We start from the raw sequence: 13,702 nt of genomic DNA on the forward strand, positions 1-13,702 counted from the left end.
GAGGATTATATGGCTGATGAACCCAGGATCCTGGTCGTTGATGATGAGATAGTTGTCATCAAGAGCGCTGAACGGGTCCTCAAAAGCGAAGGCTATCAGATAGAGGGAGCTCTCGGAGGACGGGAAGCTATCCTGAAGATGGAGCAGGGAAATTACGATCTGGTCTTCACCGACCTGAAGATGCCGGAGGTGGATGGTATCACCCTTATTCGCTGGGTCAAAAAGTCCCGGCCGAACACAGGGATCGTCATCATCACAGGCTATCCGTCACAGGACACCATGAAGGAAGCGCTCGAACTCGGGATCATAGATTATGTGCCAAAGCCTTTTACACCTTCTGTCCTCCTTGACGTGACAAAAAGAGCCGTAGAGTGGGCTGAAGGAAGAAAACCTGCAGAGGAAAAAGGCCTTGAGGTCTTTCCCCCTGCCATGGCAGCAGAGATAGACAGAGTAATCCGTGAATATCGCCATAAGCCGGGCTGCCTCATCCCCGTTCTCCAGAGAGCGCAGGAAATTGTGGGGTTTCTCCCGCCGGTCGTGCAGAAGAGGATAGCAAAGGGATTGAACGTGCCTCAGGCAGAGGTTCATAGCGTTGTCTCATTCTACTCGTTCTTCACCATGAAGCCCCGAGGCGATCATAATATCAGGGTATGTCTCGGAACAGCATGCTATGTCAAAGGGATTGAGGGCGTTGTCGGGAAGATCAGGGAAACGCTCAAGATCGATATCGGGGAGACAACAGACGACAAGAAATTCTCTCTCGAAGGCGTCCGCTGCCTCGGCGCATGCGGCCTTGCACCCGTCATGGTCATAGATGAAGACACCTTCGGCAACATGTCTGCCAAAAAGGCGATCGAAGTGATCAATCGCTACTCACCTGTTGCAGCAGAAGCAGCTGCAGGCAATGAAGAGGAAGCGCTTGCAGGACAGGAGGAATGACCGTCATGACTAAACTGAATATAGAAGATCTTACTGCGCTCCATGAGAAGAACAAGGCAGCATTTGGACCTGACAGCGGCAAGTTCAAAACAAAGGTAACCGTGCATATGGGTACCTGCGGACTTGCGGCAGGAGCAAAGCAGGTTATGGACACGCTTGTCGAAGAGGTGAAGAACAACAGCATCACCGACATCCTGATTGCCTCATCAGGGTGCGCCGGCCTCTGCGGAAGAGAGCCAATCATGACGGTAGAGCAGCATGGAGCAGAGCCGGTCAAGTATTGCGACCTCAACAGTGAAAAGACGCAAAAGATCGTAAAGGAGCATCTTGCCGGAGGTCAGGTGGTAACATCTATGGCCCTGCCTGCCAGGAAAGATATGCCCTTCATGAATCTGCAGGAGCTCCGTGTTCTCAGGAACACAGGCTTCATGGATCCTGAAAGCATCGATGAATATATTGCACGCGATGGGTACCTTGCAGCTGCAAAAGCCCTCACCAGGATGACAACAGAAGATATCGTCAAAACGGTGAAGGACTCCGGCCTAAGAGGAAGGGGCGGTGCCGGCTTCCTTACCGGACTCAAGTGGGAGTTCGCTTCAAGGGTGCCTTCGGAAACAAAATACATGCTCTGTAACGGTGATGAGGGAGACCCTGGTGCCTTCATGGACAGATCAGTTATGGAGGCTGATCCTCACTCTGTCATTGAGGGAATGATCATTGGCGCAAAAGCTATTGGAGCAAATTACGGATATATCTATGTCAGAGCTGAGTATCCGCTTGCGGTCAAGAGGCTGCAGATGGCCATTGACAAGGCAACCGAGATGGGTCTTTTAGGCAAGAACATCCTGAATACCGGCTTTGACTTTGAGCTCAGTATCTATCTCGGAGCAGGGGCATTTGTCTGCGGCGAAGAGACTGCCCTGATGAGATCTCTTGAAGGGAAGCGCGGCATGCCAAGGCCCAGGCCGCCGTTCCCTGCAGTCAAGGGTCTCTGGGACAAGCCTTCGGTATTGAACAACGTCGAGACCCTGGCGCAGATAGCGCCGATCATTCTGAACGGCCCGGAATGGTACAGGACCGCAGGCACGGAAAAGAGCGCCGGCACCAAGGTCTTTGCCCTCACGGGAGCAGTAAACAACGTCGGTCTCGTTGAAGTGCCGATGGGCATCCCGTTAAGACGGATCATATACGACATAGGCGGCGGAATAACGAAGGGACGGAAGTTTAAGTCTGTTCAGCTTGGCGGACCATCTGGAGGCTGCATACCGGAACATCTTCTCGATATCCCCGTAACATACGAAGATATCATGGCTACCGGCGCCATTGTAGGGTCAGGCGGCATGGTTGTCATGGACGACAATACCTGTATGGTCGGGACTGCAAAGTTCTTTCTCGAGTTCACTGCTGACGAATCCTGCGGCAAGTGCACGCCCTGCAGAGTGGGCACAAAGATTCTCCTCGATATGCTTACAGATATAACAGAAGGCAAGGGCAGTGAGGGAGATATAGAAACACTCGAAGATCTGAGCAGGGACATTATCACAACGTCACTCTGCGGTCTTGGACAGACGGCACCTAATCCTGTGCTTTCGACGCTGCGCTACTTCAAGGATGAATATGAATCTCATATAAGACATAAGTGGTGCAAGGCAGGGGTATGCAGGAATCTCACTACCTTCATGATCGACGAGAAACTCTGTAAGGCCTGCGGAGCATGTCTCAGGGCGTGTCCGGCAAAGGCAATAGTCGGAGAGAAGAAGGTGCCGCACAAGATCATCCAGGAACTCTGCGTGCATTGCAGATCCTGCTTTGATACGTGCAAGTTCAACTCGATCAGGATCCTGCCGGCCGGCTTTGAAGGCGACCCGACCGAGTTCCTCGAAAAGGCCTCAGCAGGCAATAAGGAGGTCAAGTAAATGATCGAGCTCATCATAGACGACAAGAAAGTATCTGTTGAGGAAAATACAACCATTCTCGCGGCGGCAAAAAAGATCGGCATCAATATACCGAATATGTGCTATGACAAGAGACTCAGACCCTACGGCGGATGCAGGATCTGTGTTGTCGAACAGGAGGGCAATCCGAGGCTGCTCGCATCATGCTCTACACCGGCAGCAGCGGGCATGGTAATAAAGACCGATACGCCGAAGCTCAGGAAAGTACGGCAGACCGTCCTCGAACTCATGCTCGTACATCATCCTCTTGACTGCCCGATCTGCGATAAGGCAGGTGAATGCGATCTCCAGGATATGGCTTTTCAGTATGGCAAGCCTGAGGGCCGGTTCATCAGACACAGAAAGGCCATGCCTTCTGATGTGAGGGGCCCGCTTGTTGAGCTCACGGCAAACCGGTGTATCCTCTGCGGCAAGTGCGTAAGAATATGTTCCGAGCACCAGGGACGAGGCGCTCTCGGCTTTATCGGCAGGGGATTCCCTACGGTCGTCCAGCCTGCATTCGGAGAGATCCTTGAATGCGACTACTGCGGCCAATGCATTGACATCTGCCCCACTGGCGCTCTCCTGAGCAAGCCTATGAAGTTCCAGGCACGTGCCTGGTTCCTCGAAGAAAAAGACACGATATGCCCTTTCTGCGGCTGTGGCTGCACACTAACCATAGGAACGCGGGAAGGCAAGATCCTGAGATCTCGGGCAAAAGAGGACAATGGGAGAAGCGAGGGCAATCTCTGCGGCAGGGGAAGGTTCGGCGTTGATTACATATACAGCGAGAACCGGCTTAAGACTCCTCTCATCAGGAAAGAGGGAGAACTTGTTGCGGTAACATGGGATGAGGCCCTGAAGCATGCAGGCGACAGCCTGATCCGCATTATCACTGCCCAGGGAAGAGATGCGGTAGGTGCGATCGGCTCTCACCGGTGCTCTAATGAGGACAACTATATGCTCAAGAAGTTCATGAGCACTGTTGTCGGCTCAGGCAATATTGACTCGTCCGCAGCCTTCGGATACCGGAGAGTCCAGAAAGCCCTGAACATGGCCTTCGGCTCAAAGTCTCACACGATTGACATGAAATATCCTATAGGGAAAGATGTCATAATGGTTATCGAATCTGACATAAGTGCTACTCACCCGGTGTTTGGCCTGAACATACTGAGAGCAAAGCGTGAAGGCTCAAAACTGATCGTAGCAGATGCCCGGGAAACAAAACTGACCCGCCACAGCAGTTCTCATCTCAGGATGGAAAGCGGCACTTCAGTGGCTTTCATAAACGGCCTGATAAAGGTCATCATTGACAAGAACCTTTTCGAAAGGGCAGTGGTCTCAAAAATTGAAGGCTTCGAGGCCTTTGAAAAAAGTCTTGATGCTTTTACCCCTGACAAGGTCTCAAAGATAACGCAGATCTCTGAAGCAGAGATCGTAGGAACAGCCGAATTACTTGCAAAGGCAAAAAGCCGCATGATCTCCTTCACCATCAATGCGTCTGAAAATACCAAGGGAATGGACATGGTGCTTGCAGCAGCAAACCTTATAATCCTCCTTGGCGATAAACCCGATGCACTCCAGATACCAGCGGAATACGCAAACACTCTCGGCATGGAAAAAATGGCTTTGCACCCGGAGGCAGCGGCGAAAAATATCTTCAATATGCTTTATGAACAGGGCGCGGTCAAGGGACTATTCATCATGGGTGAAGATCCGGTATCCGCATATCCGTTCAGCTCAAAGATCCTGTCTGTGCTCAAGGCCCTGGACCTGCTGATCGTGCAGGACATTGCGCTCACCGAGACCGCAAAGCTTGCCCATGTTGTGCTTCCGGCTGCAGGCTGGTCAGAGAAGGATGGGACATTTATAAATGCTGAAGGTATCAGCCAGAAACTCCAGAGGATCATTGAGTCGCCGGGCCAGGCCATGCCGGACTGGCAGATATTGAGAAACCTTGCTCTTGCCATGGGCAAAGAGATAGGCACGCGAAGCGTTGAGGGGCTGTCTGAAGAGATAAAGAAAACAGTACATGATGAGAAGGATCCGGCTGACAAAAGGACCTTTCATGCAGTGCCGTATTCTGCGGGAGAGGCCCCGTCTGCCGAATATCCTCTGGCACTGGTAGTCCGGGATGTGCTTCAGCATTCTGGCAGCATGTCGACACGATCCAAGTCCCTCGATCTTGTCGTTTCCGAGGCTTATCTTGAACTCAATGAAGAAGATGCGACCAAACTCGGTGTGTCGGATAACAGTCATGTGAAGGTTTCCTCAAGGAGGGGCACGATCTATCTGAAAGCCAAGGTGACAGACTCCGTGCCTGCCGGCACTGTTTTTTCGTCAACACATTTTCCGCACGGCCGCGTAAACACCCTACTCTATTATCCGGAAAATGGAACGGCCTGTTCCTGCGCCGTAAATGTAGAGTCTACTAAATAGAGCGGACAGACAATCATCTGTCCGCTCTATAGTGCTGCCGACATGATCAGTCTATTCTGCACATCAGACATCCCGGATCTTTTTCACGAGCGCAGACCCTGCGGGATTATAGGCATGACCTGCCGCTGTGGTAATATATAAGCATTCGCAATTACGGGGGAATTATGACTGAAAAATGGTCTGATGAACTGCCAGATGACGCTTTTTTATCGCAGGCTGAAAAAACATATATGCATGCCCTGGCAAAAATACGCGAGGGTCTGGCAAAGGGTTTTGATTTCGTCAGCGCAAGCGCATCAGTCAATATCGATGACCCGTCCCTCAAGCAGATTGTGCTTGATGACGTGCTGAAGGTGATCATTGCCGAAGACCATTTTATAAGGCAGATCCCTCTTGAAGAGATCAGCCGGAAATTAACTATGCCCATCGATCGTCTTGAAAAGGCCCGCGCAGAGATGCTTGAAGACGTGGAAGAGACCACGATCAAGGCCATGGAAAAGATATCGAAAAAGGAACAGAACACTAACCACTAATGCCCCCTCAGTTCGTGAAGATGATTGTCTTATTGTTATCTCTACTTCTCCTGCCCGGCATGTCATCGGCGAGCATGATCATCGGCGGCGATACGGTCTACACAGTAAAAAAGGGGGACACCATCGAGCTTGTTGGAGCTCGCACAGGTGTGTACTGGTGGAAGATCGCCAAGGATAATAATATTGATACAAAAAAACGCCTCCAGCCCGGACAGGAACTGAAGATCAATACACGAAAGATCGTTCCGATAGCAATGGACAACGGCATTATCATCAACATCCCGGACAGAACGCTTTATTCTTTCAAGAACAGTCAGCTTGTAAGGTCCTTTCCCGTTGGGATGGGTCTTCTTACGTCCAAAACATCTTCAAGCTGGAAAACGCCAATCGGAAAGTTCAGGGTGATCGCAAAAGAGAAAGACCCGACGTGGCATGTGCCCCCTTCTATACAGGAAGAAATGGAACTTGAAGGCAAAGAGGTCATAACCTCAATCCCGCCCGGGCCGGACAATCCACTTGGGAAATATGCGATAAAGACCACTCTTCCAGGTATTATGATCCACGCCACGATCAAGCCGGCATCCGTCAACCAGTACAGAAGCCACGGCTGTATCCGCGTACTTTCCGAAAACATGGAAAAATTCTTCGAAGAAGTTGAGCCGAATGCATCGGGTGAGTTATTATATATGCCTGTCAAAGCAGCTGTCTCTGACAAGGGGCGGATCTTCCTCGAAGTTCACAAGGATTTCTACGGCAGGATCAAAAACATGAAGGAAGAGACAAAGAGACAACTGGAAAAAACCGGTGTTGTACATAAGGTTGACTGGCAAAAAGCTGAAAAGGTCCTGAAAGAACGTTCAGGCATTGCCGAGGATGTAACACTATGATATCAAGAAGGACGTTTATACAGGGGTTGGCCGTTGCTGCTGTTCTCTTGCCCTATACAAAGGCATTTGGGAGCACTCCATCGGAAAGGACATTAAGTCTTTATAATGTTCATACGGACGAGAGTCTCGACGTCACATACTTTTCTGACGGATCATATGACTATGAAGCTCTCGCCAGGATCAATCATCTTATGCGATGCCACCATGCAGATGAGGTTAAACCGATCGATACAGGGGTCCTGGATCTGCTGTGCGATATTAAGGACCGGCTCCATAAGGACCGGCGCATTGAGATCGTATCCGGGTACCGTTCGGCTGAATATAATGAATATCTGAGGACCAGAAGCAGAAAGGTCGCGCGCGACAGTTATCATATGCAGGGGTTGGCAATTGATTTTACTGTCAGCGGGATGAGCAAAAAAACTCTCTCAGGGATCGCCAAATCTTTTTATGCAGGCGGCGTGGGAAAATACCGGCAGTTTGTTCATATTGATGTCGGGCCGGTCAGATACTGGTAAACTTTTTTATTGAAGGAACAGACATGGGAAAAGAAGCAAAACAGCTGAAGGAACTTTTTAACGATATCGTTGAGTATGTGCGGGTCAATCATACGGAAGGCATAGACAAGGCGTACAGTTATTTCTGGGATGGGGAAACTCCTGACGAGTTTTTGGGCGGCAGCGCACTGACGCTCGGTTTTCACAATTTTGAAGACTGGATGATATTTGATCATAAGGTCAATGAAGAAGGCGATACCTATATAGACTTTTTCATAAGTGATAACAAAGATCTTGACGACCAGGCGGTCGCACTTCTCCGCAGATCAAAAGATTCTGTCATAAGCCTCTTTGAGGTCACCTCTGTGGCTAAGGATAAGAGGGTCCTGCTTAAAGACATCCTTCTTGACAGGGATGCTGAACTGAGAGAGAAATATCTCACGCAAAGCCTCAAAAAAGGCGACCTGTTTGCAACGCGGCTTTTCAAGCTCGACAACGTCGATGTTTTAAGCGCCTGTGTCTATCCCTATAACCGTAGCCAGAAAAAAAAGGTCCTTGCCAATATCGATAAACAGTTCAAGCGCTATATCAGAAATGTGAAGCAGGACGGCACCATGCATGACTATCTCAAGGATTATGGTGATGTCTTTAATCTGATATGGATGAGTTTCATCATCGAGCCTCCGAAAAAAACTGCATAGCGTTTTCGATCTGCTCGCCGTCTTCTCCCGCAGAAAAATCTCGGGACATTCTCAGCAATTTTCTGATACATTATGGTTATGACGAATTGCGATCAGGCATCCATAAGAACAGCCGGACTTATCATCATCGGCAATGAGATCCTGTCAGGAAAAACTCAGGACCAGAACTCCTTCTTCCTTGCGGCCGAACTCCGATCCCTTGGTGTAAGCCTCATCCGCATATCCGTGATACCCGATGACCTTGAGATGATCAGCAGAGAGGCCGCTCTCTTTTCAAAGGCCTTTGATCTCGTTTTTACTACCGGCGGAGTTGGACCGACGCATGATGACATCACCATGTCGGGCATTGCAAGGGCCTTCGGCGTTCAGCTCGTGCGGAATCCTGTTCTTGAAAAAGCATTTCACAGGCGGTATGGGGAAGCGGCAAATGATGCTATTATGAAGATGGCCGAAGTGCCGGAAGGTGCTGAAGTCATGGAGTTTACTACCAATAATTTTCCGCTGGTAGCCTTCAGGAATATCTATATTTTCCCTGGTATTCCGCGCTATCTGCAGGAGAAGTTCACCCTTGTCAAGGAGAGGTTCAGAACATCAGCTTTTTTCCTGAAACGGATCTATCTCAGGGCGAACGAGGCAGACATTGCTGCCATCCTTAACACGGTAGTTGAAAAAAATGCCTGCGTTACATTCGGCTCCTATCCCATCATCGGCAATGACGATTATCAGATCATTGTGACTGCAGAGTCAAAAATAGAAGCTGACCTTAAAAGCGCCCTGGAGGAACTCCTTCAGAAACTCCCAGGCGAAATCATCGTAAAAGTAGGCTGATGAAGGACCGGGGCCATCTGCCCCGGTCCTTCGTTGTATGAGCGTTGGCGGACACCAAACTTATGCGGTCTGAAGCTTCGGGATCATCGGTGCCATACCTTCCTGTTTGATGTCTCCTTTTATCCCAATGATCGTTTCGCTGTACGGAATATCTTTTCCTGAGTTCTTGATAGCCTGCTGGGTAATATACGCAAGGCCTCCGCAGCAGGGGACTTCCATGCGGACAACACTTACGCTTTTGATCGAGAACTGCTTGAACATCTCGGTCAGGGTCTGAAAATACTCCTGCGCGTTATCGAGTTTCGGGCATCCGATGATAACCTTTTTCCCCTTGATGAATCTGCTGTGAAAACCAACTGCCGAGAATGCCGTACAGTCGGCGGCAAGCAGGATGTCAGCATCATTGAGATAGGGTGCTCCCGTCCCTATCAACTTCAGCTGAATAGGCCAGTTCTGAAGCTCAGGACACTCGTCCCCTGCCGTTGCTGCTGCAGTCTGCTTCTCTGAAAAGTTCACCGGTTTCATACTTGAACATCCGCATCCTTCTGACATTGTGTTGCCTCCTTTATATTGTTATCTGCCATTGCATTGGTCTGGCTTATGGTTAGAGTATAAAACAGCCGGTTGAAGTTCGCTATGATTTAAATCATCCTGCCGATAGCTCAGAAGACAGTAATTATCACAAGCCGCATACGTTCTCTATTTCTTGGGACTTTGAAATTACATTAAGTCCGCGTGATATTTCTTCAGCTTTCGCTTCAGGGTGGAGAGGGATACGCCGACAGCTCGTGCTGCCCTGCTGTAATTGCCTGCATGCTCTGCAAAGGCAGAAAGAATGTGATTTTTCTCAACATCATCAAGAGTTACAGATGGGCCTGTTGCAGGTTTCTGCTCCGTCGTCCTCAACGGCTGTTGCGCCCTCTTTACCGCGACGGCAAGAAGCTCAGCCGGCTGCAGCACTGATCCCTGCTGCAGGATAACAGCCCGTTCGAGCACATTTCTCAGCTCCCTCACATTGCCGGGCCAGTCGTACTGCATCATCTTTTCGATCTGACCGTCTGCAAGTCTGAGATGTCTTCCTTTTGCAACTTTAGTTACAAGGACATCACAAAGCGCCGGGATATCATCTCTTCTTTCCCGTAATGGCGGCAGATGCATCTTTATGACACCAAGACGGTAATAGAGGTCCTCCCTGAATGTTCTGGCCCTTATGGCCTTTTCAACGTCAACGCTTGTGGCAGCAATGACCCTGACCCGTGCATGGAGCAGCGCTGTGCCCCCGAGCCTGCGGTATGTCCCGTCATCAAGAACACCCAGCAGCTTTGCCTGAAGCGCTATCGGCATCTCACCGATCTCATCAAGAAAGATCGTGCCTCCCTCTGCCATCTCGAACATGCCTTTTTTCATGGCAACGGCGCCGGTGAAAGCTCCTTTTTCATAACCAAAGAGCTCAGCCTCGATCAGGCTTTCAGGGAGCGCTGCGCAGTTGATGCTGATGAACGGGCTATGCCTGAACTGGCCACCGTAATGGATCGAGCGCGCAGCAACGTTCTTGCCCGATCCGGTTTCGCCAGTGATCAGGACAGGAGCATCTGCATTGGCAGCAAGGCTGATAAGCCGGTGGATATCTGCTATGCCCCTGCTCTCTCCCACAAATACATGTTCTTCCCGTTCCCTGTCTGACCGGTAGTTCTGGAACTGCTCAACCTTCTCAAGATCACCGGTCCTGAGTGCCCGGGTTATGGCAAGTCCAAGTTCTTCAAGCTCAAAGGGTTTTGAGAGATAGTCGAAGGCCCCTGCCCTGACCGCTTTTACGGCATTGTCAAAGCTCGGAAAGGCAGTGGTGAAGATGATCTTCGTCTGGCCGTTAAAATCCAGAATTGCCGGACAGAGAGTATGGCCTTCGCCATCAGGCAGCTGCTGGTCAAGGAGCAGGACATCAATCTGCTTTTTTGAACAGATATCAAGACACTCTTCAGCGGTGTGCGCGACAGGGGCCTCTGTGTCGTCTGCCTTTACATACTCCTGGACCGACGCACAGAAATTTCTGTCGTCATCAACGACCAGAATGCTCCTCTTTATTTTATGCATTGCCGCTGCGACTTACAGGAAGGCTTAAGATGACAATAGTCCCGATCTTCTCCTGGCTCTCGACCTCAACCGTCCCATTCATTTTGAACATCATCTTCTTTATGATCACCAGGCCCAGGCCTGTGCCATGACTCTTGGTCGTTGAAAAAGGCTGGAACAGATGCTTTTTCTGCTCATCAGGCATACCGCAGCCATTGTCCCTTATCCTGATAATGAGCCTGCTGTCAGACCTGAGCGTGCTGATCATGATCTCAGGCGATTCGATCTCCTGAAGAGCATCCGAGGCATTGGTCAGGACATTCAGCATTACATGCTGCAGGGCACGCGGGTCGAACAGGCCATATTCAGCATCAGGCCTGAAGAAGGTCTTGATCCTGATCTTGTGGGTGCTGAAGTCGCGTTCGACCATGGCAAGAAGATTGTTCATGAAGGACGCGATATGGACCTCCCGGCATTCAGGGTTCTCGTACATACTGAAATTCTTGAGGTCTTTTAGAAGGATTTCTACCCTACCGATGTCCGAAAGCATCCTTTCGAGAAACTCATTGACCGCTTCCTTGGAATAGGTTGAAAGATTCTTCTTGCATACGGCAAGTGTTGTCTTGATGGAGTTTATCGGATTACCCAGTTCATGCCTTATCCCGGAGAAAATATAGCCAAGATTATCCATGGTATTCACAGCCTCTGCTATGGCCTGCAGCCTGGTCCGTTCTGTTATGTCGGTCACATAGACCCAGAGATAGGTATCTGAAATAAGATAAATGGTATATCCGATAAACTTGCTGCCGTACCGAATACTGCGTGGCTCCATAAGGGTGGCAGCCAATAAGGGGATTTCGATGTCCGAGAGGAGGAGCGAGACCAGTGCTTCGTAATCCTTCGGCTTTATCGTGCCTTTGAATATTTCGACCGCCAGCTTGTTCTGAAAAAATACTTCCTTTTTCGAGATATCAAAGCCGATGATGCCGAGGTTGATATCATCAAGGATGTTCGCATAGATGCACTCGCCAAGGCACGGTGTCTTGCTGATCGGGCATGACTTTCCCTCTCCCCTGTGGGAGCAGGTGATCGTCTGCTCATTAGCACCCGCGTTTTTCATGAAACCTCGTTTTCGGCCTTATTCTTTTTCTCGTGTTATATCAGCACCGATCTTTATCAGCTTCTCTTCGATCTTCTCATACCCCCTGTCCAGGTGATATATCCTCTTTATTGTTGTTTCTCCCTCTGCAGCAAGAGCAGCCACAATAAGCGAGGCGCTTGCCCTCAGATCAGTTGCCATGAGCGGGGCTCCCTTTATCTTCTTTACGCCTTTGATCGTGGCAATGCCGCCTTCGGTCGAGATATCCGCACCCATCCTCTTGAGCTCTGCAACATGCATGAACCGGTTCTCGAATATCTTCTCGGATATCACACTGGTGCCTTCGGCAATACACATCATCGCCATGAGCTGGGCCTGCATGTCAGTCGGAAATCCCGGATAGGGCATGGTTGTTGTGCTCACTGCCTTCAGCCTCTGAGGCCCGATGGCCCTGATGCCTGTCTTCACAGGCCTAAAAACAATGCCGGTATCCGCCAGTTTGTTGATCACCGCATCGAGATGATCCGGTCTGCAGTTCCTGATCGTAATATCGCCGCCGGTTATGCCTGCTATTGCCATGAACGTGCCTGCTTCTATCCTGTCCGGTATGACCGTATGCCTGAGCGGTTTCAGTTTCCTGACCCCTTCGATCTCTATGACACTCTCTCCCGCACCTTTTATCTTTGCCCCCATAGAAATGAGAGCATTCGCAAGGTCAACCACCTCTGGCTCGCGTGCCGCGTTCTCAATATATGTCCTTCCCTCTGCCAGTGTGGCAGCCATCATCAGGTTCTCGGTGCCGGTCACGGTCGGCATATCAAAATAAATATGCGCGCCCTTGAGCTTCTTTGCCTTTGCGATCACATACCCTGAATCGAGCGTTATGGTCGCACCCATCTTTTCAAGGCCCCTCAGGTGGAGGTTTATGGGACGAGCGCCGATCGCGCATCCGCCGGGAAGAGATACCTTTGCCTTGCCGAGCCGCGCAACAAGCGGACCCAATACAAGCACTGACGCGCGCATGGTACTGACCAGGTCATAGGGGGCTTCAAAATTCTTTATTGCCGTGCAGTCAAGAATAGCCTTGTTCTTTTCGAGATGAAAACCTGCACCGAGATTTGCGAGCAGCCGTCCCATGGTAGAAACATCCCTGAGATGAGGTGCATTTTTGAGGATATGTTCTCCGGGTGCAAGGAGGGTGGCAGCCATGATCGGAAGCGCAGCATTCTTCGATCCGCTGATCGTAACCGTGCCCTTAAGTCTTTTTCCGCCTCTCACGACGAGCTTGTCCAGATCAGCCTCCCCTTACTTCTTTTTCGGTATTGTAATACAAAAGCAGTTATTTGGCACAACCGAAATATGGTATATTTCAGATATGAGAGAATTTGTGATCTACCAGGATGACGACGGGACGTGGGTTGCCGAGACAAAGGAGCTCCCCGGTGTGCATATGCGGGGCAAGACCCGGAAGGAGGCTCTCGAAAAAATCCAGGCTGCCCTGAAGATATATTATCCCTGCAGGTGTGAGGACTGATCTGCTGCCCATCTGCAAACAGGCATTCTGACGCCTTATCTGCCCGCAAAAAGTTGACAAAGCCACCCATTCCTGTGTTTAAATAACTGCACAACAAATCATAAGATCTTCCCTAAAACAACCCGGCTCATCGCGCTTTTTCCCCATATGTTCTCATGCAGCCAATTTAATAATAAACAGGGGTTTTACAAGGATATAACGTTCAGAACGTTACGGCCCTCTGTAATTGTTTTAAGGGCAG

General features: G+C 50.1%; 13 protein-coding genes. 9 read left to right on the top strand and 4 right to left on the bottom strand.

What is annotated here, in order from left to right; translation table 11 throughout:
* Positions 1-9: 9 nt before the first annotated feature.
* The 8 genes from HZB62_16085 to HZB62_16120 all read left to right on the top strand — a co-directional run bounded on the left by HZB62_16085 (position 10) and on the right by HZB62_16120 (position 8,758).
* Positions 10-939, top strand: a complete 930-nt coding sequence (locus HZB62_16085) for an NAD(P)H-dependent oxidoreductase subunit E (protein MBI5076667.1) — start codon at positions 10-12, stop codon at positions 937-939.
* 5 nt (positions 940-944) lie between these two features.
* Entirely contained in the window at positions 945-2,855 is a 1,911-nt protein-coding gene (locus tag HZB62_16090; GenBank protein ID MBI5076668.1) for an NADH-quinone oxidoreductase subunit NuoF, read from the top strand.
* Entirely contained in the window at positions 2,856-5,312 is a 2,457-nt protein-coding gene (gene nuoG, locus HZB62_16095) for an NADH-quinone oxidoreductase subunit NuoG (protein MBI5076669.1), read from the top strand.
* A 164-nt stretch (positions 5,313-5,476) separates the two neighbouring features.
* Positions 5,477-5,845: a hypothetical protein gene (locus HZB62_16100; protein MBI5076670.1), complete on the top strand. Its 369-nt coding sequence runs from the start codon at positions 5,477-5,479 to the stop codon at positions 5,843-5,845.
* 32 nt (positions 5,846-5,877) lie between these two features.
* Entirely contained in the window at positions 5,878-6,732 is an 855-nt protein-coding gene (locus HZB62_16105) for a L,D-transpeptidase family protein (protein ID MBI5076671.1), read from the top strand.
* Entirely contained in the window at positions 6,729-7,250 is a 522-nt protein-coding gene (locus HZB62_16110; protein MBI5076672.1) for a YcbK family protein, read from the top strand. Before HZB62_16105 ends, HZB62_16110 begins: the two co-directional genes overlap by 4 nt.
* A 23-nt stretch (positions 7,251-7,273) precedes the next feature.
* Complete coding sequence (locus tag HZB62_16115; GenBank protein ID MBI5076673.1) at positions 7,274-7,930, top strand: hypothetical protein; 657 nt, start codon at positions 7,274-7,276, stop codon at positions 7,928-7,930.
* A gap of 72 nt (positions 7,931-8,002) precedes the next feature.
* The gene (locus HZB62_16120; protein ID MBI5076674.1) at positions 8,003-8,758 is read left to right on the top strand and encodes a competence/damage-inducible protein A; all 756 of its coding nucleotides are present in this window, start codon (positions 8,003-8,005) and stop codon (positions 8,756-8,758) included.
* Between the two features lie 60 nt (positions 8,759-8,818).
* On the opposite strand, the gene HZB62_16125 is transcribed toward HZB62_16120, so the two are convergent.
* From HZB62_16125 to murA, 4 genes are all read right to left on the bottom strand, one after another.
* On the bottom strand, positions 8,819-9,283 hold the full coding sequence (locus HZB62_16125) for a hypothetical protein (GenBank protein ID MBI5076675.1): 465 nt from the start codon (positions 9,281-9,283) through the stop codon (positions 8,819-8,821).
* 195 nt (positions 9,284-9,478) lie between these two features.
* Positions 9,479-10,849 (bottom strand): sigma-54-dependent Fis family transcriptional regulator, encoded by a 1,371-nt coding sequence (locus HZB62_16130; GenBank protein ID MBI5076676.1) that lies wholly within the window; start codon positions 10,847-10,849, stop codon positions 9,479-9,481.
* A complete protein-coding gene (locus HZB62_16135; protein ID MBI5076677.1) occupies positions 10,842-11,948 on the bottom strand; it encodes a HAMP domain-containing histidine kinase in 1,107 nt (368 codons plus the stop codon). The genes HZB62_16130 and HZB62_16135 overlap by 8 nt, the downstream gene beginning before the upstream one ends.
* Positions 11,949-11,966: 18 nt before the next feature.
* The gene (gene murA / locus HZB62_16140) at positions 11,967-13,220 is read right to left on the bottom strand and encodes a UDP-N-acetylglucosamine 1-carboxyvinyltransferase (protein MBI5076678.1); all 1,254 of its coding nucleotides are present in this window, start codon (positions 13,218-13,220) and stop codon (positions 11,967-11,969) included.
* Between murA and HZB62_16145 the strand changes: the two genes are divergently transcribed.
* Entirely contained in the window at positions 13,135-13,461 is a 327-nt protein-coding gene (locus HZB62_16145; GenBank protein ID MBI5076679.1) for a type II toxin-antitoxin system HicB family antitoxin, read from the top strand. The two genes, murA and HZB62_16145, sit on opposite strands and share 86 nt — an antisense overlap.
* Positions 13,462-13,702: the final 241 nt, after the last annotated feature.

It is taken from the genome of Nitrospirota bacterium, from assembly GCA_016214855.1.
Classification (GTDB): Bacteria; Nitrospirota; Thermodesulfovibrionia; order Thermodesulfovibrionales; family UBA6898; genus UBA6898.

Bases quoted from the DNA above. Each gene is read 5' to 3' on its own strand.
- HZB62_16085 (MBI5076667.1), top strand. From the start codon at position 10: ATGGCTGATGAACCCAGGATCCTGGTCGTTGATGATGAGATAGTTGTC.
- HZB62_16090 (MBI5076668.1), top strand. From the start codon at position 945: ATGACTAAACTGAATATAGAAGATCTTACTGCGCTCCATGAGAAGAAC.
- nuoG (MBI5076669.1), top strand. From the start codon at position 2,856: ATGATCGAGCTCATCATAGACGACAAGAAAGTATCTGTTGAGGAAAAT.
- HZB62_16100 (MBI5076670.1), top strand. From the start codon at position 5,477: ATGACTGAAAAATGGTCTGATGAACTGCCAGATGACGCTTTTTTATCG.
- HZB62_16110 (MBI5076672.1), top strand. From the start codon at position 6,729: ATGATATCAAGAAGGACGTTTATACAGGGGTTGGCCGTTGCTGCTGTT.
- HZB62_16115 (MBI5076673.1), top strand. From the start codon at position 7,274: ATGGGAAAAGAAGCAAAACAGCTGAAGGAACTTTTTAACGATATCGTT.
- HZB62_16120 (MBI5076674.1), top strand. From the start codon at position 8,003: ATGGTTATGACGAATTGCGATCAGGCATCCATAAGAACAGCCGGACTT.
- HZB62_16125 (MBI5076675.1), bottom strand. From the start codon at position 9,283: ATGAAACCGGTGAACTTTTCAGAGAAGCAGACTGCAGCAGCAACGGCA.
- HZB62_16130 (MBI5076676.1), bottom strand. From the start codon at position 10,849: ATGCATAAAATAAAGAGGAGCATTCTGGTCGTTGATGACGACAGAAAT.
- HZB62_16135 (MBI5076677.1), bottom strand. From the start codon at position 11,948: ATGAAAAACGCGGGTGCTAATGAGCAGACGATCACCTGCTCCCACAGG.
- HZB62_16145 (MBI5076679.1), top strand. From the start codon at position 13,135: ATGATCGGAAGCGCAGCATTCTTCGATCCGCTGATCGTAACCGTGCCC.